General features: G+C 71.8%; 22 protein-coding genes. 5 read left to right on the plus strand and 17 right to left on the minus strand.

The features are described 5' to 3' along the window. The first annotated feature begins 91 nt into the window (after positions 1-91). The gene (locus SGLAU_RS31020; RefSeq protein ID WP_043505899.1) at positions 92-766 is read left to right on the plus strand and encodes a LysE family translocator; all 675 of its coding nucleotides are present in this window, start codon (positions 92-94) and stop codon (positions 764-766) included. 75 nt (positions 767-841) lie between these two features. Here SGLAU_RS31020 and SGLAU_RS31025 read toward each other — a convergent pair whose 3' ends face one another. From SGLAU_RS31025 to SGLAU_RS31080, 12 genes are all read right to left on the minus strand, one after another. Beyond that, on the minus strand, positions 842-2,935 hold the full coding sequence (locus tag SGLAU_RS31025; protein ID WP_043505900.1) for a SpoIIE family protein phosphatase: 2,094 nt from the start codon (positions 2,933-2,935) through the stop codon (positions 842-844). A 361-nt stretch (positions 2,936-3,296) separates the two neighbouring features. Further along, complete coding sequence (locus SGLAU_RS31030) at positions 3,297-4,517, minus strand: nitric oxide synthase oxygenase (protein ID WP_052413980.1); 1,221 nt, start codon at positions 4,515-4,517, stop codon at positions 3,297-3,299. A 191-nt stretch (positions 4,518-4,708) separates the two neighbouring features. Beyond that, positions 4,709-5,368 (minus strand): sterol desaturase family protein, encoded by a 660-nt coding sequence (locus SGLAU_RS31035; protein ID WP_052413981.1) that lies wholly within the window; start codon positions 5,366-5,368, stop codon positions 4,709-4,711. After that, positions 5,365-6,207, minus strand: a complete 843-nt coding sequence (locus SGLAU_RS31040) for an SDR family oxidoreductase (RefSeq protein WP_043505902.1) — start codon at positions 6,205-6,207, stop codon at positions 5,365-5,367. Before SGLAU_RS31040 ends, SGLAU_RS31035 begins: the two co-directional genes overlap by 4 nt. A gap of 30 nt (positions 6,208-6,237) precedes the next feature. Continuing rightward, positions 6,238-6,768 (minus strand): flavin reductase family protein, encoded by a 531-nt coding sequence (locus tag SGLAU_RS31045; RefSeq protein WP_052413982.1) that lies wholly within the window; start codon positions 6,766-6,768, stop codon positions 6,238-6,240. Then, the gene (locus SGLAU_RS31050) at positions 6,765-7,256 is read right to left on the minus strand and encodes a type II toxin-antitoxin system RatA family toxin (RefSeq protein WP_043505904.1); all 492 of its coding nucleotides are present in this window, start codon (positions 7,254-7,256) and stop codon (positions 6,765-6,767) included. The genes SGLAU_RS31045 and SGLAU_RS31050 overlap by 4 nt, the downstream gene beginning before the upstream one ends. A 1-nt stretch (position 7,257) precedes the next feature. Beyond that, positions 7,258-8,538 (minus strand): aspartate aminotransferase family protein, encoded by a 1,281-nt coding sequence (locus SGLAU_RS31055; protein WP_043505905.1) that lies wholly within the window; start codon positions 8,536-8,538, stop codon positions 7,258-7,260. Then, positions 8,535-9,611, minus strand: a complete 1,077-nt coding sequence (locus SGLAU_RS31060) for an SDR family oxidoreductase (RefSeq protein WP_043505906.1) — start codon at positions 9,609-9,611, stop codon at positions 8,535-8,537. The genes SGLAU_RS31055 and SGLAU_RS31060 overlap by 4 nt, the downstream gene beginning before the upstream one ends. 254 nt (positions 9,612-9,865) lie before the next feature. Further along, complete coding sequence (locus SGLAU_RS31065; protein ID WP_043505908.1) at positions 9,866-10,999, minus strand: acyl-CoA dehydrogenase family protein; 1,134 nt, start codon at positions 10,997-10,999, stop codon at positions 9,866-9,868. Between the two features lie 292 nt (positions 11,000-11,291). Continuing rightward, a complete protein-coding gene (locus SGLAU_RS31070) occupies positions 11,292-13,553 on the minus strand; it encodes an MMPL family transporter (protein WP_244315290.1) in 2,262 nt (753 codons plus the stop codon). A gap of 190 nt (positions 13,554-13,743) precedes the next feature. Further along, positions 13,744-15,162, minus strand: coding sequence for a sensor histidine kinase (locus tag SGLAU_RS33035; RefSeq protein WP_052413983.1), 1,419 nt, complete (start codon positions 15,160-15,162; stop codon positions 13,744-13,746). 43 nt (positions 15,163-15,205) lie between these two features. Further along, the gene (locus SGLAU_RS31080; RefSeq protein WP_318536231.1) at positions 15,206-15,886 is read right to left on the minus strand and encodes a response regulator transcription factor; all 681 of its coding nucleotides are present in this window, start codon (positions 15,884-15,886) and stop codon (positions 15,206-15,208) included. A gap of 242 nt (positions 15,887-16,128) precedes the next feature. Here SGLAU_RS31080 and SGLAU_RS31085 point away from each other — a divergent pair, with 242 nt between their 5' ends. Further along, complete coding sequence (locus SGLAU_RS31085; protein WP_052413984.1) at positions 16,129-16,509, plus strand: ArsR/SmtB family transcription factor; 381 nt, start codon at positions 16,129-16,131, stop codon at positions 16,507-16,509. Positions 16,510-16,731: 222 nt separating this feature from the next. Here the strand turns inward: SGLAU_RS31085 and SGLAU_RS31090 are convergent, their stop codons facing one another. Genes SGLAU_RS31090 through SGLAU_RS31105 form a run of 4 tightly spaced genes read right to left on the minus strand, consistent with a single transcriptional unit; the run spans position 16,732 to position 20,624 of the window. Further along, positions 16,732-18,129, minus strand: coding sequence for an NAD(P)/FAD-dependent oxidoreductase (locus tag SGLAU_RS31090; RefSeq protein WP_244315291.1), 1,398 nt, complete (start codon positions 18,127-18,129; stop codon positions 16,732-16,734). 14 nt (positions 18,130-18,143) lie between these two features. Beyond that, a complete protein-coding gene (locus SGLAU_RS31095; protein ID WP_052413985.1) occupies positions 18,144-19,322 on the minus strand; it encodes an MAB_1171c family putative transporter in 1,179 nt (392 codons plus the stop codon). A 52-nt stretch (positions 19,323-19,374) separates the two neighbouring features. Further along, positions 19,375-20,031: a hypothetical protein gene (locus SGLAU_RS31100; RefSeq protein ID WP_052413986.1), complete on the minus strand. Its 657-nt coding sequence runs from the start codon at positions 20,029-20,031 to the stop codon at positions 19,375-19,377. Then, the gene (locus SGLAU_RS31105) at positions 20,028-20,624 is read right to left on the minus strand and encodes a hypothetical protein (protein ID WP_159072816.1); all 597 of its coding nucleotides are present in this window, start codon (positions 20,622-20,624) and stop codon (positions 20,028-20,030) included. The genes SGLAU_RS31100 and SGLAU_RS31105 overlap by 4 nt, the downstream gene beginning before the upstream one ends. Before the next feature lie 633 nt (positions 20,625-21,257). Here SGLAU_RS31105 and SGLAU_RS31115 point away from each other — a divergent pair. From SGLAU_RS31115 to SGLAU_RS31125, 3 genes are all read left to right on the plus strand, one after another. Beyond that, complete coding sequence (locus SGLAU_RS31115; protein ID WP_318536232.1) at positions 21,258-21,539, plus strand: hypothetical protein; 282 nt, start codon at positions 21,258-21,260, stop codon at positions 21,537-21,539. Next, positions 21,536-21,721, plus strand: coding sequence for a hypothetical protein (locus SGLAU_RS31120; RefSeq protein ID WP_043505914.1), 186 nt, complete (start codon positions 21,536-21,538; stop codon positions 21,719-21,721). The genes SGLAU_RS31115 and SGLAU_RS31120 overlap by 4 nt, the downstream gene beginning before the upstream one ends. A 606-nt stretch (positions 21,722-22,327) precedes the next feature. Beyond that, positions 22,328-23,041, plus strand: coding sequence for a GAF and ANTAR domain-containing protein (locus tag SGLAU_RS31125; RefSeq protein WP_043505915.1), 714 nt, complete (start codon positions 22,328-22,330; stop codon positions 23,039-23,041). 377 nt (positions 23,042-23,418) lie between these two features. On the opposite strand, the gene SGLAU_RS31130 is transcribed toward SGLAU_RS31125, so the two are convergent. Then, the gene (locus SGLAU_RS31130; protein WP_043505916.1) at positions 23,419-23,664 is read right to left on the minus strand and encodes a DUF5133 domain-containing protein; all 246 of its coding nucleotides are present in this window, start codon (positions 23,662-23,664) and stop codon (positions 23,419-23,421) included. Positions 23,665-24,070 lie beyond the last annotated feature (406 nt).

Below are 24,070 nucleotides of genomic sequence, written 5' to 3' on the forward strand. Positions count from 1 at the left end.
GTCCCAGCGTCCGTGATGCGCCCGCAGGGGTCTTGACGTACGGCCCCCTGGGTACGCGAGGAGACCACAGGGCCTGGGAAAGGGGCTGCGGATGTCGGTCGACCTCGTCGGCTTCCTCGGTGTCGTACTGGTGGCCTACGTGGTCCCGGGCCCGGACTTCCTGGTGGTGGTCAGATCGGCGACCGAACACTCCGCGAAGGGACGGGCCGCGGCACTGGGCGCCCAGACCGGGCTGTGCGTCCACATGGTCGCCGCCGTCGCCGGGCTGTCACTGATCGCCACCCGCTCCCCGGTCGTCTACGAGGCCATCAAGCTGCTGGGCGCTGCCTACCTCGTCCACATGGGGATCCGGGCGATCCTGTCCGCCCGCCGCGCCGCCCGGCAGCGGCGCGCCCAGCGAGGCGTGAGCGGCGCTCCGGAGGACGCCGCCGCGCCGTGGGGCCCGGCGGGGGACGGTACCGCGCACGGGCGGTGGCGCTCCGGCTTCACCCAGGGTTTCCTCACCAACGTGCTCAATCCCAAGGCGGCGTTGTTCTTCCTCAGCGTGCTGCCGCAGTTCGTCCACGGCGGCGGCTCCGTCACCCGGCAGATCCTGTTCCTCGGCACCCTGGACATCCTGATCGGCGTCGTCTACTGGTTCGCCCTCGTCGCCGTGGCCGCACAGTTGCGTGTGCTCCTCTCCCGGCCGAGGATCCGCCACCGCTGGGAGCTGACGACCGGCTGGCTGTTCATCGCCATCGGCGTGGGTGTCGCGGCGGCTGCGTGAACCGCAGGCCGTGCAGGCTTCGAGGCCCCTCCTCCGCCGCACCGTGACGGACCGGCACCCGTGGCCGGGCCCGGTTCAGGTGCCGTCGGCCGGGGTGCCCAGCGGGTGTGCCCGGGCGATGAGCAGGGCGACGTCGTCGTGGTCGGCGGGCTTCCGCAGCCGCCGCAGAAGCCAGTCGCAGGTCTCCTCAGCGGAGCCGTGCGGTGGCGACAGCAGGCGCAGCAGGTCGCCCAGGCGCCGGTCGATGGGGTCGTCGCGCGTCTCCACCAGTCCGTCGGTGTACAGGACGAGCTGGTCGCCGGGGACCATGTCGAAGGTCGTGGTCTCGAAGGGGACGCCGCCCACTCCCAGCGGGGTGCCGGTGGGCAGTTCGAGGAGTTCGGGCGGCGCGTCGGCGCGTACCAGGACCGGCGGCAGATGGCCCGCGCAGGCCACCTGGAGTTGCCGGAGGTGCGGGTCGTACACCGCGTACACGCAGGTCGCGATGTAGGGGTCGAGACCCTGGGTGATCCGGTCGAGGTGGCTGAGGATCCGGGAGGGGGCGAGGTCGAGGCCGGCGAGGGTGGAGGTGGCGGTCCGCAGCCGGCCCATGGTCGTGGCGGCCGGGATGCCGCTGCCCATGACGTCGCCCACCGCGAGGGCGGTGCGGTCCCCGCTGAGCGGGATGACGTCGTACCAGTCGCCGCCCACCTCGCTGAAGGCCTGCGCGGGCCGGTAGCGGGCGGCGATCTCCAGGCCCGGGCGGCGGGGCGAGGGCTGCGGCAGCAGGCTGCGCTGGAGGGTCTCGGCGGCACTGCGGATGTGCTGGTGCAGTACGGCGTTGTCGATGCTCAGCGCGGCGGACGAGGCGAGTTCCCAGGCGAGGGTGAGGTCGTTCTCGTCGAAGGGCTCCGGGTTGCGCGCACGGGCCAGGCCCATCACTCCGATGATCTGTCCGCGGGCGATGAGCGGGACCGCCATGTCGGTGTGGACCCCGGCCCGTGCCAGCAGCTCGGCCGCGGCGTCGTCGGCGGCGACCCGGCCGAGCTCCCCGCTGTCCAGGTGCTTGATCAGCAATGGCTGACCGGTGCGCAGGACGTGAGCCGCCGGGTGGTCCGCGTGGTACGTGGTGAGCTGGCCCGGTGCGATGATCGCGTCCGAGGCGTCGGTCGGGTAGGCGGTCTTCACCGCGAGGGCACGGAACAGCGGCGGCTTCTCGCCGATGTCCGGCCGGCCGGTGCGCAGCACGGAGTCCAGCACGTCCACCGCCACCATGTCGGCGAGGTCGGGCACGAGCACGTCCGCCAGCTCCTGCGCGGTCCGCTCCACCTCCAGGGTGGTCCCGATGCGCGACGAGCCGTCGGCCATCAGCCGCAGGCGCCGCCGGGCCCGGTCGGCCTCCCTCGCCGCCTCGTACCGGTCGGTGACGTCGACCACGACGTTGGCGATGCCCAGGACGTTCCCGCCGTGGTCCTGGAGGCGGTAGATCGACACGGCCCAGGCGTGGTCGCGGTCGGGGTCGGCCCGGGTACGGCCCACCACCTGCCGGTCCACCACGGGCAGACCGGTCTCCAGCACCTCCAGCAGCTGGTTCTCGGCGGCCTCGAAGGGCTCGCCCGGCAGGATCTCGCGGAAGCTCCGGCCGAGGTGCCCGGCCTCGGAGACACCGTGCATCGACGCCAGGGCCGGGTTGACGGCCACGTACCGCAACTCGGTGTCCAGGACGGCCAGCCCGATCGGCGCCTGGGCGACCAGCTGGCTCGACAGGGCCAGCTTGCGCTCCAACGGCTGGAGCACGGCCCGGTCGGTGGCCAGACCCAGCGCGTAGTGGTCGCCGAGGTTGTCCGTCAGCCGCATGTTGCGGAACTCCACCAGGAGGCTCCTGCCGTCCTTGTGCCGGACGGGGAAGGACCCCGCCCAGCCCCGGCCGGTCACCATCACCTCGGCGAACAGCCTGACGGCCGTCTCGCGGTGCTCGGGGCTCAGCAGCAGGTGGGCCGCGTACTGTCCGACCGCTTCCTCACGGGTGTAGCCGAACAGCTCCTCGGCCTGCGGGCTCCACATGTCGATCCGGCCGTCGGCCTCGGCGAGCACCGCGGCGACGCCGAGCAGGTCCAGCAGCCCGCTCGGGCCGGACGCGCGTGCCTCCGGGTACTCCGGCGGCTCCGCGCGCTGGTCCGCTCGGCTCATCACACTCGCCCCTTCCGCCTGTCGGCCGCACCGCGCCTCGGTGGACGGACACACCGCAACCGCTGTCCGGCGGCACACGTTCACCTTGCGGCACACGGCCGGGGACGGCCAGGGGACGCGCCGGGACAACGCCCTGCCGGGACCGCCGCGGCGGGCGGACGCCCCCGCACGAGAGCGGCAGCGGGGCTCACCTCACCGGATCGGCTGTCGCCCCGAGCTCGTCCCACGCCGTCATGCGCGGGTCCTCCCGGGACGTGCTCCGGACGCGGGCCCTGCCGAGGGGGGCTGCCGGCCGGGAGCCGGCCGTACGGCCGCTCGTGAGCCGTCCGGGGGCCGGGATGTGCGTGAGGGACCGCGCCGGTCAGCCGTGGCCGAAGGGGCATCCGCCCCTGCCGCGGGCCTTGGCGTCGTCGTCCAGGTAGAAGTTGGGGCGCTGGTCGGCCTCGTCGTAGTAGCGGTGGAACACCGGGGTGATACCGCCGGACACGGGCGGCACGATCCAGCTCCAGTCGGCGGGTACGGTGCGGCCCTGCTTCTCCTCCTTGGCGAGGTGGGTCATGAAGTGCCGGGACTCGGTGTGGTGGTCGCTGATCCTGACGCCGGCCCGGGCGAAGGAGTGCAGGACGGCGACGTTCAGCTCGACCAGGGCGCGGTCGCGCCACAGGGTCGTGTCGCTGCTGGTGTCGAGTCCGAGGTGTTCGGCGATGACGGGCAGCAGGTCGTACCGGTCGGCGTCGACGAGGTTGCGGGCACCGATCTCGGTGCCCATGTACCAGCCGTTGAAGGGGGCGAGGGGGTAGTCGACGCCGCCGATGCGCAGCCGCATGTTGGAGATGGCCGGTACGGCGTGCCAGCGCAGTCCGAGGTCGGCGAAGTCGGGACGGTCGGGGTGGCTGAGGTGGACCTCCAGGACGAGGTCCCGGGGCACGTCGAACAACTGGGGCTTGTCCTGGGCGGTCTCGATGACCCAGGGCAGCACGTCCCAGGCGCCGCCGGGAGCCTGCCAGCCCAGACGCGTGACGGTGTCGGTGAAGTCGGCGTAAGCCGGGTCGCCGACGATGTTGCCGCCGTCCTGGCGGTGGCCGGCGTAACGGATGAGCTGGTCGTTCCACACCCGGGGGGCCCGGCTCTCCGGCGTGTCGGGGGCGAAGACGGAGATGACCGGGCGGATGCGGCCGCCGTTGGTGGCCTGGCGCAGGTGGTCGCACAGGTGCCGGTGGATGTCCTCGGCGGTGGTGGCCCGGCGGCGGTCCAGGACCCGCAGGCTCTTCCAGTACAGGCGGCCGATGCACCGGCTGGAGTTGCGCCAGGCGACTCGGGCCCCGAAGACCAGTTCGTCGGCGCTGTGGGTGTAGGTGCCGGTCTCGTCGATCTGCGTGCGTATCTGCTGGAGCCGTGCGGCGAGCGGGAGGGGCTGGTCGGGGTCCTCTCCGTGGTGGAGGCGTACGAACTCCTCCGCCTCGTCCCAGTTCGCCTCGGCGGGGTCGGGCCGGGCCGCCGGCGCGGGCTGGTCCGGCAGGCCGGGGGTGTCGGCGGTCGGGTCGAGTGTGTAGATGCGAGCCAGAAGCGTTTCGGAGTTCATGGGTTCCTCGCGGGTGGCGTTCGGCTCCGGCAGTGGTCCAGGCGGCGGGCTGGTGCCGGGCCGACGGTGGCACGATGGTGGGCGCGGGCACCCGCGCGGAGGCATCGACGACTTCGGGGACGAGTCGTTCGCCGCGGGGCGCCCGCGCCGGCCGGGGAGCCGTGTCGTCGGACCGGCGGTGGGGACCGGGCTCAGGTGGCCAGGTCGTTGGACCGGGGCTGGCGGGCGATGGAGGTTCCGAACAGCTCGTCCCAGTACGGGGCCGAGATGCCGAAGCCCTTGGTGTCGTCGCGGAAGTGGTGGCGCATGTGGAGCGAGCGCAGATGACGCATGAGCCGGCTCTTCGGGGTGGCCAGGTGCAGGTAGAGGTGGAACAGGTCGTAGCTGAGGTAGCCGAAGGTGTAGCCGGCGCCGAACGTCAGCGGCAGGGAGCCGAGCCCCGAGGCCAGGTAGATCGTTCCGCCGACCATCGGGATGCTGAGCAGAGGGCTGAGGATGGAGCGGCGCGGATCGGTCGGGTAGTCGTGGTGGATGCCGTGCAGGATGTAGTGCAGGCGCGCCCCGAAGCCCTTCTCGGGCTCGTAGTGCAGCACGATGCGGTGTCCCCAGTACTCCGACAGCGTCCACGTGACGTAGCCCGCGGCCGCCCAGCCGACGAGCGCCCAGCCGTCGGCCTCGCCGAGGGAGAACCAGACGCAGGCGGCGATCACCGGGGTGAACATGGCGACGGTGGTGACCGGGTGGACGTGGATGAGGTGGTCCAGCCAGCGCCAGCCGACGACGGCGGGGGCGCTGCCGCGCCGGACGGCGCCCTTGTAGTTGCCGGGGCGGGCGGGTGTCTGGGAGGTCACGCCCCGGCTCCTTCCGCGGTGGGGGCCTTGACCCGCGCCTCGTACGCGATGCGGGCCTGGTAGTCCGTGGTGCGCAGCAGCTGGTCGGCCTTGAGGAAGCGGCCCATCGCGTCACGCCACGGCTGGGGCAGCAGGAACAGGGAGCGGGTGACCGGGTTGGTCCAGCCCGGCACGTAGCGGTTGTAGACGGGGCGCCGGGCGGTGCGGAGCACGGACTTGGCGATGTCGTCGGGGGTGAGCAGCGGCACGAAGCGGCCCTTGCCGACGCCGGAGGTCAGTTCGGTCTGGGCCGGGATGGGCAGGATGATGGACAGGTCCACACCGGAGCCGCGCAGCTCCGCGCGGACGCCCTCGGACAGGCCGACGACGCCGTGCTTGGCGGCGGAGTAGGTGGCGCAGCCGGGCAGGCCGATCATGCCGACGGCGGAGACCATGTTGATGATGTGGCCGCGACCGCGCCGGCGCATCGGGCCGATGGCGGTCTTCATCCCGTTGAGGGTGCCGAGGAGGTTGACGCCGAGCTGGTGGGCGGTGTCCTCGGCGGACTCCTTCTCGAAGGGACCCACGATCATCTCGCCGGCGTTGTTGACGAAGATGTCGATCTCTCCGAGGTCGGCCTCGACCGCGTTCCAGAACGCCTGGACACTGGCGGAGTCGGTGACGTCCAGCGGGTAGGCGTGGGCGCCGATGTCGGCGGCGACCTTGGCGGCGTGGTCGTGGTTGCGGGCACCGATGGCCACTCTGGCTCCGGCGGCGATGAACTGCTCGGCGGTGGCGCGGCCGATGCCGCGGCTGCCGCCGGTGATGGCGACGGTCTTGTTGCTGATGTCCCTGGGCATGGCGGATGCCTCCAGAAGGGTCGCGGTCGGTCAGGCGAGGGTGCGGAAGGTGCGGTTGTGCCAGAGCAGCGGGTGACCGCCGCCCAGGCCGAGCCGGCGGACCTCGGCGGTGAGGATGGTGTGGTCCCCGCCGGGATGGGCGGCCTGGACGGTGCAGGTCAGCCAGGCCAGCGCGTCGTCGAGGACGGGCAGGCCGTCCTCCAGGCGGTGGGCGGTGGCCGCGAAGCGGGTGTCCTGGTCGAGGTGCGGGTTGGCGAACCGCCGCGCCAGGTGGGCCTGGTTCTCGCGCAGGACGTTGACGGCCAGGACCCCGGTGGTGCGGATACGGGCCAGTGTGCGGCTGTGGTTGGCCGCGCAGGCCAGGATCATCGGCGGGTCCAGCGACAGGGAGCACACGGCGCTCGCCGTCATGCCCGCCGGAGCGGTCCCGTCGGTCTCGCTCGTGGTCAGCACGGTGACGCCGGAGGGCAGGTTCGCGAGGACGTCCTTGAACCCCCGCTCCGTCACCGGTGCCATGGCCTGGTGAGGGAGCGCGGCGGCGGTACCGAGGGCGCCGGTCACGGAGTGTCCGTTCCCGCCGCGGTGCCGACGGGTTCCGCCTCCGGTGTGGTGAGGGTGATGTGCTCACCGAGCAGGCCGCGCAGGATGAGGCCGATGGCCTCGACCAGGGCCTGGCAGGCGATCGGGTCGATGATGGCGGCGAGGCTGGGCATGCCGAGGTCGAAGCGGGCGGTGAACCGCACGCTGACCGCGTCGCCGTGGTCGTGCACGGTCCAGGCGCCGTCGAACCGGTCGAAGTCGCCGTCGGTCTGGGTGAACTCGATGGACAGGTTGGCGGCGTCGATGCGGTCACGTTCGGACCAGCACAGGATGCCGTTGCGGAAGTTCACCGACCAGTCCGAGTCCAGGGTGTCGCCGCCGGTGTCGGTGACGGTCACCTCACGGACGGCGTCGGTGTACTTCGGGTAGGCGGCGAAGTCCCGCAGCCGCTCGAAGACAGCCGCGGCGGTCGTGTCGGGTACGAGGGCGTCGAGGGTCACCTCGGGCATGTCAGCGCGTCCCCTTGATAGAAGTGGTGGTGCGGGCCAGTGCGGTGGCCGCACGGGTGAAGGCGCGGGTGATCCGGTCCAGGTCGGCCGGGGTGAGCACCGCCGGCGGTGTCAGGCGCACGACCCGGTGCGCGTTGAGGGAGTGGTTGACCAGGACCCCCTCCTCCAGGAGCTGCAGGACGAGCTCGCCGGCGGTGCCCTCGTCGCGCAGCTCGATGCCCAGGAGCAGGCCGCGGCCGCGGATGTCCAGCACCGCCGTGCCGAGCAGGGGGGCCAGGGCCGACTCGATGCGCGCCAGCAGGTCTTCGCCCAGCGTGCGGGCCCGCTCCACCAGGTCCTCGTCGCGGATCGCGGTGACCGCGGCCGCCGCGGCCGCCATCGCCACCGGGGAGGCGGCGAAGGTGGACGTGTGCAGGAAGGGGTCCTTGTCGAACGGCGCGTACGCCTGCGCCGTGGCCACCGCCGCGGCGACCGGTATCACACCGCCGCTGAGGTTCTTGCCGACCAGCAGCACGTCCGGCCGCACCCCTTCGGCGTCGGCGCCCCACCAGGTCCCCAGGCGGCCCAGACCCGTCTGGATCTCGTCCAGGACGAACAGCGCCCCGTGCTCGGCGCACAGCCGCTGCGCACGCGCGAGGTAACCGGGCGGAGGCAGCACCACACCGCCCTCGCCCTGCACGGGCTCGAGGATGACGCAGGCGGGCGCCCCGCCGGCCAGCGCCCGCTCCAGCGCCTCGGCGTCGCCGTACGGGACGTGCTCGGCCGGCAGGAGCGGACGGAACGGGTCCTGGTAGAAGGGCTTGGCCGTGACGGCGAGCGCGCCGGTGGTCTTGCCGTGGTAGCCGCCCGTCGCGGAGATCAGCCGGTGCTTGCCGTGCGCGCGGGCCAGTTTGATCGCGGTCTCGGTCGCCTCGGCACCGGAGTTGACGAAGTGGACGCGCTCCAGCCCGGGGGGTGTGACGGCGGCGAGCGCGGCCGCCGCCGTCGCCGCGGCCGGCTCCAGGAGCAGCCGGGTCGCCATGGGGTGCCGGTGGATCTGCTCGATCACGGCCTCCACCACGCGGGGGTGCCGGTGGCCCAGGAGGAAGACGCCGTAGCCGCCGCAGTCCACGTACTCCTTGGCGTCCGCGTCCCACACCCGGCTGCCCTCGGAGGCGACCTCCATGGCCGCGCCCGTCAGGGACGCCAGCCGTGCCCGCCCCTTGCTCAGGTGGCGGCGGTAGACGGACAGGACCTCACCGGCGGAGGCACCGGCGGTCGCGGGAAGTGTCAGCTCGCTCATGCCGGCACCTGCTCACCCGCGAGCACCGGCTCCGCCACGCGGCGCACCATGCCCTTCGCGCGGGCCATGTAGGCGACCGACGCCCGCAACGCGTCCTCGAGCTCGCTCCCGTCCGGGGCCGCCGGGACACCGGGGATCCGGCCCAGGCTGGTGGGGAAGACGTGCCCGTGGGCGAACAGCGCCGTCATGGCGAGCATGTCGTCGAACCTGCGCCGCGCCCTGGGGTGCAGGTTGGCGATGAACACCGGACGGATGAGGCGGTCGACCATCTCGGGGCCGACCATGCGCGGCCGCGCGGCGGCGATGCCGAGCTCGTCCGCGGTCGCGCCGATGACCTGAAGGGCGTGCTGGGTGCTCAGCGCACTGGTGCCCGCGGTGACCCACACCTCGCCTTCCCGCTGCTCCCGGCGGATCAGGCCGGCGATGGTGGCGGCCACCACGTCCTGCGGTACGAAGTCGATGGGCGACTCGGCGGGCACCGGCACCAGCGGGAGCAGGCCGCGCAACAGGCCGTGGATGATGCCGTGCATGCCCTGGAACGCGGAGATCTCACCGGTGACGGAGTCCCCGATCACCACCGACGGGCGGATGATCACCGCCGGGACGCCCGACGACCGCACGACGTCCTCGCCGGCCCGCTTGGAGTCCAGGTAGTCCTCCGGCCGCGCGGTGGCGTCCCCGTGGTCCTGGCCGAGCTGCGCCCGGGTCAGGTCGGTGCGGTCCACGAACGCCGTGGACACGTGGTGCAGTACGGCGTCCGCGTCGGCGGCGAGCCGCACGATCTGCCGGGTGCCGGCCTCGTTGAGCGCGTGGGTGGCCTCGGGGCCGCTGGAGAAGCCGGTGACGGCGGCGCAGTGGACGATCACGTCCACGCGTGCGGCCAGGCTCCGGTAGGTGCCGGCGTCCAGGCCGAGCCGGGGGGCGGTCAGGTCACCGGCCAGCTGCTCGTCGGCGCCGGCCACCGCGGTGCGGTGGATCAGGGCGATGGTGTGGCAGTCGGACAGCTGGGGCAGCAGCGCACTGCCCACGACACCGGACGCGCCGGTGAGAAGAACGGTGGGATGGCTGGGCACGATCGAGCACCTCACGGACAGGTCAGCGGGCGTACAGGAGTCGAAGGCAGGCGGCAGCCGTTCGAGGGCGTGGCCGAGGCGGTCACGGCAGGGCGGCGGGAGCCGGCGGCCGGGAACCGTGAGCGGGTGGAGCCAGGACGTGCCGGGACGGGCGGCGTGTCGTGCCGGGAGCCGGGCACGACCGGCGCGACGCCCCCCCGGGGAAGCACCCCCGGGGAAGCACCCCCGGGGAAGCACCCCTGGGGAAGACGCCCCTAGGGGATGCGCAGCGGGGCGTCGCCGGCGAAGTACTCGGTGAGCGGGGCGGCCATCCGGCCCCGGGACGGGGGGTGGAAGGCGAGCGCGCGACACGCGGAGTTGAGGTAGGCGATGTCCCCGGAACCGATGAACGCCATACCGCCGAGTGCCTCCACGCTCAGCGACAGGACCCGGTTGATCGCGTCCTGGGCGGCGTACCGGCACATCAGGGACCGCGACAGGGTGTCCTGGGTGACGTCGGCCGTCGCCACCTCCGCGGCGAGCCCTTCCAGGGCGAGGACGGCCGACTCGACGCAGGTCACCGCCTCCGCGGCGACGGCCGCGTTCCCGCGGGGGTCGCCGAGGACACGCTCCACCAGGGCGGAGGCGGCCCCGAGGTAACTGGCCGTCATGAGGCCCTCGAACCACACGAAGCCGACGGTCTGCAGCTGGTCCAGACGGCCGTCGGCGGTGACGTCCGTACGCACCAGCAGCTCGGACGGCACCTCGACGTCGTCCAGGACCACCTCGTCGCTCTCGGCCCCGGCCAGGATCGGGCTGCCCCAGAACGGCTTGACGGCCACCCCGGGGGAGCCGGCGGGGATCAGGGCGAATGCCAGCCGCTCCTGGCCGTCCGGCCCGGGCAGGGGCAGGGACACGGTGAGCAGGTCCATGGAGCGGGCGAGGCTGCACGGCTTCTTCGACCCGCTCAGGAACACCTTGTCGCCGTCGGTGCGGGCGGCCAGAGCGGGATTGAGGATGCCCTGGCCGGTGCGTCCCTCGGCGAAGCCGGAAGCGAGGAGCAGGTTGTCCTTGGCGATCGCGGCGAGCAGCATCCATTCCATGCCGCTGCTGGTGGCCGCGGCCTCGACCAGGGAGGCCACGGAGAAGTGATGCATGGTGGTCGCGACGGCCAGCGAGGGGGAGCGGGAACCGATCGCCCGCTGCACCCTGAGAGCGGTCAGCAGGTCCGCACCGCGGCCGCCGTGCTCGGCGGGCACCAGGAGCCCGGGACCACCGGCGTCGCGGAACAGCTTGATGCCGGGGCTGTCGGCGGCCTCCAGCTCGGCCGGCGGCAGTGCGGTCAGACTCCGGTCGAGACCGGGCAGTACTTCCTCGACGACGGTACGTTCACGCTGCAGAAACCGCATGGACCGGGCTCCCCCTACCTGGTAGCTCAACACGTATCCGGCCGCTCGCATGTCGTGCCGATCGATTTCGGCCGAACCCCCCAGCGGCACACCACACGTTATGAGCCACCGATGCAGGACCCGCGCAGCGGACATCAAAGTTCCGCGCATGAGTTCGACATCATCTCTTTGGGGTGGTTCTGCACGGCAGGTGACGCTTTCGCCCCGGGGGGCGTAACGGGATCAGTGCCGCCCGGGAACACGAGGGCGGGGGTGGAGGCCGTCCGGCTCTCCACCCCCGCCGCGTCGATTCTCAGTCGTCGAGGCCGATCTTCTGATGCAGACGGGCCAGCGGCCGCGGCGCCCACCAGTTCGCACGGCCGGCCAGCCGCATGAACGCCGGGACCAGGATGCCGCGCACCAGGGTGGCGTCCACGATCACGGCGAGCGCCAGCCCGATGCCCAGCAGCTTGAGCGGTGTCAGCGAGGAGGTGGCGAAGGCGAGCAGGACGGTGGCGACCAGGGCGGCGGCCGCCGTGACCAGCCGGCCGGTGCGTTCGAGACCCCAGGCCACGGCGGAGACGTTGTCGCCGGTCCGGCGGTACTCCTCCTTGATCCTCGACAGGAGGAAGACCTCGTAGTCCATGGACAGGCCGAAGGCGACACAGAACATCAGGACCGGTGTGTCGATGTCGAGCATGCCGGTGACGGTGAAGTCACCGACCAGCCAGCGCAGGTGCCCGTCCTGGAACACGTACACCATCGCGCCGAACGTCGCGGTGAGGCTGAGCAGGTTCAGCACGATCGCCTTGAGCGGGATGAGGAGGCTGCCGGTGAACAGGAACAGCAGCACCATGGTGGACAGCGCGATGATGCCGAGCGCCAAGGGCAGCTTGTCCGCGAGGGTGGCCTTGGAGTCCACCAGCAGCGCGGCCTGTCCTCCGACGAGCACGGTGTCCGGTGCCGGCTGCGCGCGCAGCGTCTCCACCAGGTCCATGCCCCGTTCGGAATAGGGCTCGGTGTCGGACACCACCGACAGCCAGGTGCCCTTGCCGGCCTCGAACCGCTTCGAGGCCGGGCCGGGCGGAGCGATCCGGACGCCCTCGCTGTAGGAGCCGGTCAGGGCGTCGACCCGGGTGATGCCGGGCACGGTGGACAGCTGCTGGGCGTAGTCGGCCACTTCGCCGGACGACGAGACCGGGTCGATGTCGGGCAGGACCACGTTCAGCGGGGAACCCTCCCGGTTGTCGAACTCCTCACGCAGCACCTGGGCGCCCTGGTAGGCGGACGAGCTCGCGGGCAGCACCCGGTCGTCGCTGTCGCCGAACTCGGCACGCATGAACGGCAGTCCGAGCGCCACGAGGACGGCCGCGACGGTCAGCGCGAACGGCAGCGGCCGGCGCATCACCGCCATGGCCAGTCGGTGCCAGAATCCCGCGGTGTCGGTACGGGCCGCGGCCGTCCTGGCGTTGCGGCGGAAGAGCCGCCGGACGTTGAGGGCGTCGATGCGGTGGCCGAGGACGGCCAGCAGCGCGGGCAGCACGATGACGGAGCCGAGCGCGGCCAGGGCCACCACGGCGATGCCCGAGTAGGCGAAGGACCGCAGGTGGTACATGGGGAAGACGAGCATGGCCGACAGGGAGAGGGCGACCGTCAGGGCGGAGAACAGCACGGTCCGCCCGGCGGTGCGTACCGATTCACCGATCGCCGCGTGGACGGTGCGGCCGAGCGCGAGTTCCTCGCGGTAGCGGGTGACGATGAAGAGGCTGTAGTCGATGGCCAGGCCCAGGCCCAGGGCAGTGGTGATGTTCACGGAGAACACCGACACCTGCACGACCATGTCGAGCAGCCGCAGGACGACGAACGAGCCGATCACGGCGAGGATGCCGACCGCGAGGGGGGTGCTGGCGGCCACGACACTGCCGAACACGAGGAGCAGGATGATCAGCACCAGCGGGCCGGTCAGCAGCTCGGCCTTGTTGAGGTCCTCCTCGCTGCGCTTCTCGATCTCCATACGGACGGCGGTGACGCCGGTCGCGGTGACCTTCAGCGGGCCCCGTTCACCCACCACCTCGGGCACGATCCTGGCCGCGGTCTTGCGGATCTGGTCCTCGTCGCCGGCCAGCCGCACCATCACCAGCCCGGTGCGGCCGTCCTTGGAGCGGAGGGTGGGCGCCTTGTCGAGGGTCCAGTAGGACGCCGCCTGCACCACGCCCCGCTCGCCGGCCAGGCGTTCGGTCAGTGCGACCGCCTCCTCGCGGACCTCAGGGGTGTCGACGCCGCTTTCGGAGGCGGCGATGAACACGAGGTGCGGGGAGCCGCTCTCGAAGCGGGTGTTGAGCAGTTCGTCGGCGCGGGCCGATTCCGACGCGGGGACGGTGATGCCGCCCTCCGACAGGCGGCTTTCCACATCGGAGCCGAAGGGCACCGCAACGACCAGTGCCGCCGCGGTGACGAGCAGGACCAGCAGCCGGCGTCGTGCCAGCCAGCGGCCCAGGGCGGCCAGTCCCTTCGGGGGAACCGGCGGTGCGGTGGTCGGCGGCTTCTCGCTGCGGACAGAGGGCTGGGAACCCACGCCTCCTCCTTGGAGGTGAGACAGAGCAAGCGGCCCGGTGGGGCGCGCACGATGGGGGATCAGGGGGACCGGACAACGGGGGCCCCGGGTAGGCGCACTGTGCATGGCAGTGCCGGGCGTCAGCGTAGGAACGCCTGCTGCAGCGGTTCGGCAGTGCAGATGCAAGAGACGTGCAGGACTGGATCCGAGATCACCTCCGGCGTTTCTGCAGGAGGGGTGAGGGGGGGTGCCCGGCTCGCTCGGGCACCCGTGCCGGCAGGCGCAGCTCGGCGTGCAGCCCGCCCCCGGGACCTTCCTGGAGCAGGATGTGACCGTTGTTGGCCCGGGCGAGACTGGCGGCGATGGCGAGCCCCAGGCCGGATCCCTCTCCGGTGGCCCTGGCTCCGCGCCAGAACCGGTCGCAGGCCCGGGCCCGCTCGTCAGGGCTCATGCCGGGTCCGGCATCGATGCACTGCACGGCCACCATCGTCGCGTCCTCGACCAGCCGCACGTGGACCGTGGTGCCGGGCGGGGCCATCCGCAGGGCGTTGTCGAGGAACACGTCCAGGACCTGGTCGACCGTGCCGGCGACGGCCGACGCCACGAGGTCGCCCTGGCCGTCGACGGTCAGTGCGATGCCCTTGGGCTCGGCCACCAGCCGCCAGGACGCGACCCGTTCCTCGGCGACGGCCAGCACGTCCACGCTCTCGACGGCCTGCGCACCGGACTCGGCCCGGGCCAGCAGCAGCAGTGCGTTGAGGATGCCGGTCATCCGGTCCACCTCGCCGAGTGCCTGCTCCAGCCCGCGGCCTCCGTCCGGCTCGAGATGGGGTTCCAGGTTCTCCAGGCGCAGCCGCAGCGCCACCAGCGGGGACCTGAGCTGGTGCGAGGCGTCGGAGACGAACGACTTCTGCACCGTGACCTGCTGCTGCACCTGCTCGGCCAGGTGGTTGAAGGTCTCCGCGAGCACCCGCAGGTCCGGCGGACCGAGGTGGACCGGCACCCGCGCGTCGTGGTCCCCGGCGGCGAACCGACGGGCCGCCGCCTCCAGATAGCGCACGGGCCGCAGGATCCACCGGGCGAGCGGCTCCGCAAGGAAGCCGCTCGCGGCCATGGCCAAGGCCCCGATCACCGCGACCACGGTCCAGATGGTCCACCGCTCGAGCCGCAGGTCGTCCAGGGCGGAACACACCACCACGACGCCGACCAGCAGACGCCGGTGGATGACCGGCACCGCCACGATCAGTTCCTCGGCGTCCTCCGAGACCCGCCGGTCGGAGGAGTCGGTGAACCGGCCCTGTAACGCCGCCCGCACCACGGTCTGGTGCGCGAGCTCGCCGGCTGAGAGCAGACACAGCGCCCCGTCCACCGACCGCCCCCGGGCGTCGAAGACGTGTGCCCGACCACCCGTACGGTCCTGGTAGTCGGCAATACTCTGCCGCAGCTGCGCCCGTTCACCGTACACAAGCGCGTTCACCGCCGCGGTCGACAGCTGCCGGGCCTCGGTCACCCGCGTGTGCGCGAGTTCCCGCAGCGCCTCGTCACTGCGCTGCAGGGCCAGCGGCAGCCCCAGGACGGCGACTACCGCGACCGGTAAGGCGACCAGCGCGGCCACCAGGTGACGCCGCACGCCGGGATTCCCCCTTCATCGTCTGTCACACGAGCCGTCCGGGTCACTGCTGGTCGGGCAGGACCAGGCGGAAGCCCACTCCACGCACCGACTGGATCCACTCGCGCCCGCCGAGCTTGGACCTCAGCGAGCCGATGTGGACGTCGAGCGTGCGGGTGGAACCGTGCCAGTTCGGATCCCATACCTCGCTGATCAGGTCCTCCCTGCCGCGCACCGCGCCGGCGTCGGCGAGGAGGGCTGCCAGCAGATCGAACTCACGGCGCGTCAGGTGCACCAGCGCGCCGTCCATCTGCACCTGCCGCGTCCGCATGTCCACCAGCAATGGCCCGAACGCGCAGAGTTCGCCTTCGCTCCCGGAGCCACCGGCAGCCTGCGCGGCGGCGGGCGCGTGCACCCGCCGGGCGACCGCCCCGATGCGCGCCAGCAACTCCCGCATGCTGTACGGCTTGACCAGGTAGTCGTCGGCGCCCGCCTGAAGCACCAGGATCCTTTCGAGCTCCTCGTTCCGGGCCGTCACCGCGATGATCGGCACGGCCGACGCCTCCCGTACGCGCCGGCACACTTCCTGCCCGTCCAGGTCGGGCAGCCCCAGGTCCAGCAGCACGAAGTCGGTGGAGGGCGCCGCCTTGAGCGCCTCGGCACCGCTGCCGACCCATTCCACGTCGTGCCCGAACCGCTGCAGTGCCTCCGTCAGCGCCTCGGCGATCCGTGTGTCGTCTTCCACCACGAGCACCTGCATCTCCGCACCCCCCACGGGAGCCGAGTCGTCCCCCTGACGACCGCTCCACCAGCGGATGCTAACGATGAAATCGGAACAGCTGGATGAAACCGATCGGTAACTGCAAAGATCACTGCACCGCACCTCTCGCAACGCCACCGCACGCTATCATCGGCCGTGGGCGATGAATAGTGCCGCCATGTGGCAATCGAGTGAACGGTGTCGACGGCGTTGATACGGAGACTGACGTGACGGAACAGACGGAGTCCACCCTGACGGCCGACCCCTGCGCCTCCCCCACGGCGGTGGTCGCACTCTTCCGGTCGCTCGGGGACCCGGCCCGCCTGGCCATCGTGCGGCGCCTGGCCCAGGGCGACGCGCGCGTCACCGACCTCGTCACCTGCCTGGGGCTCGCACAGTCCACCGTCTCGGCCCACCTGTCCTGCCTGCGCGACTGCGGACTGGTCGTGTCCCGCCCGGTCGGACGCGCGTCACTGCACTCCCTGGCCCGCCCCGAACTGATGGACCTGCTGGCCGCCGCCGAGCAGTTGCTCGCCGCCACCGGCGAGGCAGTCGACTGCTGCCCCACCTACGGCACTTCCTGCGCCACCGAGCGGACCACCCGATGAGTACCGCTCCCACCCGGTGACGCCCGGGGCCCGGCTCCGGATGCCGGGCTCCTGTCCGGCCCCGTCGTGTCCGGGCAACGTCCCCTCAGCCCGGGGCGGCTACCCCGTCCGTCCGGCAAACGGCGGCAGAACGCAGGGGATACGCCCGGTGCGCGGCGCGGTTTCCGCTGTCCGGGACGGCGATGACGTGCTCGGCCGGGGCGCGCAACGCGAACGCGGCGGTCACACGGTGTCCGGGCGAGTGCCGTCGATCAGCACCTGGCGTTCGGCCGGTGACAGGGGCGGGCCGGCGAGTTCCGGCCGCCCGGGGCCCCGCAGTGCCGCGACCAGCATCTTGGGGGTCACCAGCGACAGGGGCGGTGCGTGAAGCATGAGGACGTCTGTCAGCGCGGTGGCGGCCAGGTGAGACCCGGTTGCGGTGTGAGACAGACGGCTGACGTAGCGCTGCAGCAGACGGTCCACCGCGTTCGGGCGTGCGCCGCTCGTGGTCGGGCGGTGGATGTCCGTCCCGACGGAGAGTGACCACGCCGCCTGCACGGACGAGGCGATGGCGCGCTGGGTCCTCCGGACGGCCGCATCGGCCAGACCGCCGGCGGCCAGGGCTCGCCGGATGGCCGCGGCGCCGTGCGCGGCCACCGTCATGCCCTGCCCGTAGACCGGGTTGAAGGCGGCTACCGCGTCGCCGACCACGAGGAACCCGTCGGGCCAGGTGCGAAGGCGCTCGTAGAAGTAGCGCCGGTTGGTCGTCGTACGGGTGAAGGTCACGTCCGTCAGCGGGGTGGCGCGGGTCAGCAGGTCGGCCACGAGAGGGTGGCGCAGGGTCTTGGCGTACTGCTCGAACGAGTCCGCGTCGCGGCCGGGTTCCGCACCGGGAGGGCCGATCAGGCTGACGTGCCACCGGTCGTGCTCGATCGGGATGATGCCGCCCGCCTGCGGCTGCCCTCTGCGGAAGTCCGCCTGGATGTTGATGATGGGCCAGTCCCGCGTCGGCACGGGTGCTCGGTAGATACGACTGGCGTAGCTGAGACCGGAGTCGATGCGTGCCTCGGACAGGCCGGTGATACCGAAGCTCCTGAGCCAGTGGGGCGTCCGGCTCGACCGCCCCGAGGCGTCGATGACGAGGTCGGCGGCCAGCTCCGTCTCCTCACCGGCGGGGGAGCGGAGGCGGACTCCGGTGACGCGGTGCGCGTCGCCGAGCAGACCGGTGACCTTCGTCCGCTGGTGCACGGTCACCCCGGGGGTCTTCAACACCCGCTGCCGGATCACCGAGTCGGTCAGGTCACGGCTGGCCGTGATCTGGAAGTGCGTGGTGCGCTGCCAGCGCCGATACCAGCCCTCAGGGGCGTACATGATGACGTTCGTGGTGACGGGCACTCGGTTCGCTCCCGCGTCGACCAGCTGAGCGACGCTGCCCGGGAGCAGTTCCTCGATCGCCTCGGCTCCGCTGGAGAGCAGGGTGTGGAAGTGAGCCGCCTGGGGCACCCCTGCCCGGGGCCGGGGGCCGTCCGGTATCTCGTGGGACTCGATGATGGCGATGGTATCGGCGTGGCCGGCGACGGCCGCCGCGGCCAGCATGCCCGCGAGACTGCCACCGATGATCACTGCTCGTCCGCGTCTCACGGGTGATGGCTTGCTCATGCGGGTCTGCTTTCGACGGAGCCGCCGCTCAGGCGGAATCGGTGGACGACGGGCGAGGACAGCGCTTTGGACAGGTGGACGAGATCATGAGTGCCCCAGGTGGTGTTGTCCAGGTTCTCGTCGGGCCCCCTCTCCGTTCGCTGTCGCCTCACCGCGTCAATGATCATGGCCGCGTCCGCGGTCGCTCTGGCGCACCGCGGAGGCTCCCCGCTCCCGACGGCCGTGCGGTACGCCTCGTCCCGCGCTCGCGCGTCGTAGTACGGCGCCAGGGAGAGAAGGGCGTCGAAGATGGCGGTCATGCGAGCCGTGAGCCGTACGGCGGGCGTGGACCACCAGGGGAGAGCGGTGCGCACCGAGCCCGGCGTCGGGACGGCGTGGAGCTCCTGCCACAGCGGCGCGAGTTCCTGCAGCTGGCGCAGGGCCTGGAACGTGAGGGCCAGTCGCGGACCGGCGAGAGGAAGCGCGAAGCCCGTGACGACGAGCAGCGCGGACGGGGCGGCGGCGAGGGGCGCGACCTGGTCGATGAGGAAATCCCAGCGGCGTCCCGTCCAGCGGGCCACGACCGCGACGAGCTTCACGCCGTCGTAGGCCACGTGCAGCAGGTACGCGGGAACGAGGATGCGCAGTCCGGCGCGCAGGGACCCGGTGACCTCCCGCGACCACCGCCAGCAGAGGATGCTCGTGGTCAGGGTGCCCGCACCCTGAGCCAGGAGATACAGCAGGATCATCTCCCGGATGTACGGCGTGTCGGCGTAGTACCCGTCGAACAGGGTCAGTTGCTCCACGGGAGTGTCCCCGAGCCAGAACAGCCCGTGTATCGCGAGGATGACGAAGCACGACCCCGCAATGCATATCCGTGAGGCCCTGCGCGTCTGCTCCGGCCGCGCCGGCCGCCAGTTGATGATCAGCAGGAGGCTCGCGCCGGAAAAGGCGGTGAGAGCCGTGTAGGTGAGCGGCGCCGCGAGGTTGGGGACGCCGCTCATCTCGTTGATCAGCGCGATGGAGTCCGGCGCGCCGAGGAAGAAGACCGTCGACGCGATCACCAGCAGGGCGACCGCGGCCCGCAGCAGCATGTCGTGCCGGCGGTTGATCGCCGCCGGCAGCTTCACCAGTCCGATCAACAGCAGCAGGCAGCCACAGGTGTAGAAGGCGAGATCGCTCGGTCCGTGTTCCACGTGGAGTGCTTCCTCGTTGTGTGCGGTCGGCGGGGTGCCGGCTGCCGGCCCCTCACGCCCGATGCCGTCGGTGCGCCATGGACACCTGGATGCGACCCGCTATGCCCCCAGGGTCCGCGGTTGCACGAGCCTCCGCGAGTGAGGCATGGAGGGCGGTGGCCAGCCGCAAGCCGAACATCTCCGCTTCCGCTTCCTCGTCGACGGGGCTCTCGGCCCGCAGAGCCGCTACGTGCAGGGCGGCGTCCATCCGCTCGAGGGAGGAGGATCCGACGGCGTCCGTCTCGGTGACTCGCCTCACGAAGTCCTCCAGCAGGTTGGTGGGCCCGTGGTGCAACGCCCGCGTCGCAGCGGTCCCGTGCGCCGTCGGAGAGCCGCAGTGGCCGGCGAACATGTGCCACGCCTCGTGACCGATGATCACACGCTGGTGTACTGGATCGGTGTTCTGCTCGTATACGATGAAGTCGAATTCGGGAGCGTCTATCCATAAACCACTGGCGGTCTCCGGCGGGAAGACGGCCTCGCGAAGACGGACGGGACGTCCGCGGACGCGGCTGAGCGCCACACCGAGGGCAGAGGCCAGGTCGTTCTCTCCGTCCGAGGGCTGGAGGCACTCGATGATGTCGTTCGTCAGTCGCCTCATCGTCCTCACGTCGGCGTTTCTGACGGTGCGTATACCGGACTTCGACTGGGACGAGCGGTCAAAGGTCACTTCTCTGGCTCCAGTACGGCTTTGATCACCCCGGCGAGCATGGCTCGACGCTCCGGCGCCAGCCCTCGGAAGTTGATGCCCGAGAGGCCGTGCTCGCTCATCAGCTCGGTCACCGGGTCGTCGGTCTGCAGTTGACGGAGGAGCGGTTGCAGGGCCCTGTTCAGGCTCTCGTCGGCGGTATCGGTGAAGGTGTGCAGGTCGACAGCGAAAAACTCGGCCAGTTGCGTCAGATGGCCGACGCTCGGGACTTTCGCGCCTTTGACGAGCTGCCGTGCCCACATCTCGGAAATGCCGAGCCGGGCCGCCAAGGCGCGAATGCCTTCGGGGAAGGTGATCCGGTTCGCCTCGAGGTAGGCCCTGTACGCCCGGACCAGGCGGTCACGGACACGCTTCTTGATGGCCTCTTCCTCGCTGCTGTCACTCCCACCGGACCCTTGGCCGGCGAGGACCGCTCGAATCTCGGTTTCGTCGAGCAACGTGGCACGGGACAACTTCGCTATGTCGAGGACGGCTTCCTCCTCCAGGCCACGCTCCGCCACCAGTGCGCGCAGACGTCCGAGCGTCCCGGGTAAAGAGCGGCTTGGGTCGCTCACCGAACCTCCTGGCACGAACAGGGACGCAACGCTTGTGGCTCGACTCTAAAGCATCGTTGACCCGCGTGTTGTGGGGAGACCGACATGGCGGGCAGGACAACTCGCCCGATGTGACCGGGTCTTGGCGGACACCGCCACACATGCGCACCGACCCGCGCCCTGGCCCTGGCGACAACTCCCCGGAACCGCCCGGAGGGTGAGCGGGACCCGAGCCCGCCCCCGCACACGGGCCCGGTGCCGAGCCAGGCCGTCGGGATTCCCTCCGCCACGGCGGGGAGACCACCGCGGCCCTGTACCGGGCCGCCGCCCTCATTCCCGGTGTCGATGTCGTCCGCCACGCCGTCGACGCGGCGGGCCGCGACGGAGTCGCCGTCGCCCGCACACACGACGGCGAACGCACCGAGTGGATCTTCGACAGGAGAACGGCCCGGCTGCTGGGCGAGCGCACGGTCCTCGTGGACGACAACGCCTGGGGCGAGGCCGGCACCGTGGTCGCCTCCGTCGCCGTCATCGACAGCGGCATCGTCGACAAGGCCGGACAGGCACCCTGAGACCCCGTGGGCTCCGCGACGGCCCGCTCGGCGACAGCCCGCTGCGGGCTCGTAGGATGCCTGGATGCCGAAGCCATTACGGATGAGTCGTCGCACGTTGGTCGCCGCGTGGGCGGTGCTGTGCGCGGCCGGTGTCGCCGCCACCGCCGCACTGAACGCCTCCTCTGCGCCTGATCCGCAGTCCGGGACGCACGAAGGGCCCGTCAGCGCCGAGTGCGCCGAGTACATCGCGGACATCGAGGCGAGGCTGGCCCGGGCCAGGGAGGCGGGTACGGACGACGGCGTGGTGGCCCTCTCGCGAGTCAGCGTGGACGCGGACGACTGCAGCGACGAGTTGCGCGAGCACTTCAGCGGCGACCGGTGAGCCGCGCCACCGGATTCGCCGTGATGGCGGGGCTCGCGTGTGCCGGTGCGGTGGCGGTCATCGCCGTGGGCGCCGCGACGGAACCGGAGTCGCGGCCCACACCGCCGCGGGTGTACTCGTCCTGCCTTGCGGCCGACACCCAGCCGATGCTCGCGGGCGCCGACCCGTGCGACGGCCGCTGAAAGCCACTGCGCCGGCCATCGGCCGGGGCGTCCCTGCGGCCCCCGATCTCCAGCGGCGAGTCCCGGGCGGATCCGCGCGTGCGGCAGGAGTCTCAGCCGAACCGGCCTGTGCCTCGGCCGTCGTTTCCCCGGGCCGGCCCACGCGTGCGTGATGCCCAGGGGGCTGAAGGCGGGCGGTCCCGCCACCGGGGGGATGGTGGCGGGACCGCCGTGCTCGGAGGGGGGAGCCGAGCTGCTGTACTGCTGCTGCCCGGGATCGGCGGCTGTATGCGTGGACGCTTCGTGCGGTGATGCCGTCGGCTGCCCGCCCGCCGAGTACGGGGGCCGTCAAGGCCGGGAGGGCGAACACGCCCGAACCCCGGAACGCGACGCGCCGAGCCGTACCGGTGACCGGGTCGCTTCGGCCGGGGACAGCGCCCACGGGAGCCCGAAAGCAGGTGCGTGGCTTGTGGGCGGCCGCACAGGGCACCCGGCAGGAGCGGATCGGGTTCGACCACCACCGCGGGCGCGGGGCGGCGAGCCGGAGGTGGCCATCCGCTGGGACGGCAGAGGGAGACACGTGACGGTGGGCATCGAGGTACGGGCGTCGGGGCTGCGGAGGACCGGATGACAGCCGAGGCGATGAGGGCGGTGCGGCTGGTCGCGCGAGCCGCGGCGGACACGCCCTCCGAGGAGGTTCCCCGGCGGGTCTGTGCGGCGGTGTGCGAAGGACTCGGCGTCGACGGTGCCACCTTGTCGTTGCTCACCGACACCCCCTCCCGCCAGCTCCTCGCAGCGTCGGACGACACCGCCCTCCTGCTGGAGGAGATCCAGTTCACGGTGCTGGAGGGGCCCTGCATCAGTGCCGCGCGGACCGGTGAGCCCGTGGCCGTGGACGACCTGCCGCACGACCTGACGCCCTGGCCGCTGTTCGGGGCGATGGCCCGCGAGAAGCTGCCGGGGGTGGGCTCGGTGTACGCGCTCCCCCTCTTCTTCGGCGACTACGTGCTCGGGTCGGTCGACCTGCTGGCGACCCGGCCCCGCGCTCTCGGCGCGGACGCCCTGGAGCAGGCGTCCCACGTGGCCGACGCGGTGACGGCAGCGCTCATGCAGACCCGCCAGATGCTGCTCACGGGCAACGAAGCCCCGGCGTGGGAGCCGGAGCAGGTGATCCGCGCCCACTGGTTCGACACCTCGCGTGCCGTGGGAGCCCTGGCGGCCCGACGGCGGATCACCCCTGAGGACGCCCTCGCCCTCATGCGCGCGGAGGCCTTCCGCACCGGCAGGTCATTGCCGGACATCACCACGGACATCCTGCGCGGCCCGCCCGGCACGTCGTAGGCGTGGGGTTCGAGGCGACTGTCAGGGGGTCCTCCCCGCCGGCGTCTGCCCGCGCCGCCTTCCACGCCCGCCGGTCCGCGCGAGTGCTGCGGTCGCTTCACGCTGGAACGGGCGAGGTGGGCGCCTGCCCGTAGGAGGCGCCCACCCCGCCCGCTTGCCTGCCCGTCGGCCTGATGACGGCCACGATCGTTTTCCTTGCGCCGGCCGCGCCGTCGTCCTCTATGCCGTACACAAGCGGAAGCGACCCCCACAGGCGCAGGCTTCACGCGATGCAGCCGTGATGAAGTCGGCCACGGCCCGTGATCACGGGTGAAGTCCGGCTGGTGGGCGGATCGCTCGCGGCGCCGGCGCAGCGGCGGGCAACAGACGAGTCGGTCCTACGCGGCGAGCGTCTCGTCCTCTTGGGAGAGGCTCACACGGCTGGCGCTGTACTGCTCGAGCAGCGCATCGGCCGCGAGCAGAGCCTGCTCGGCCGTGCGGGCTCCGGTCATCACGCACAGCGTGTACGTGGCGTCCTCGAGAGCCCTGCTGGTGTGACCGGTCGGGCGCACGTCATGCTCGATGCGTGCCTGAGCGAACCGGGCCAGGACAGCTCGCAGTTCCTTCTCCGCCGGAATGATCAAGATGCTCCCTCTTCCTCAAAGCCTCCCGCAGGCGGCCGACCGCTGCGCGAAACCGGCTACATCCAGGCTCTGACGTCACCGCCTACCACCGGGTACGCCAGGCAACACCCTTGTGCCCCGCATCTGAAGGTCTATGCCACCGGGTACCACCGACCCTCTCGGGCAGCCAATCAAGCTGCTCCAGTGAGGCGGACGAGGGGGGGAGTGATCATCGAGTGCGATGCCGTGGCGAGTGTGGGGAGGCTGGTGGTCCGTCCGCGCGAGCCCTGCCGGACAGAGAATGCTCACGCATCCGGTGCGGTTGAACCGGACGTGATGGTGAAGGGGACAGTGTCCCCGGGCCTCGTCCATTGCCTGCAGGGAAGATCGTTCGGCTGAAGCCCTGCAGAGCCTTTCGCCGCGTAGG

This window comes from Streptomyces glaucescens (assembly GCF_000761215.1).
GTDB lineage: Bacteria > Actinomycetota > Actinomycetes > Streptomycetales > Streptomycetaceae > Streptomyces > Streptomyces glaucescens_B.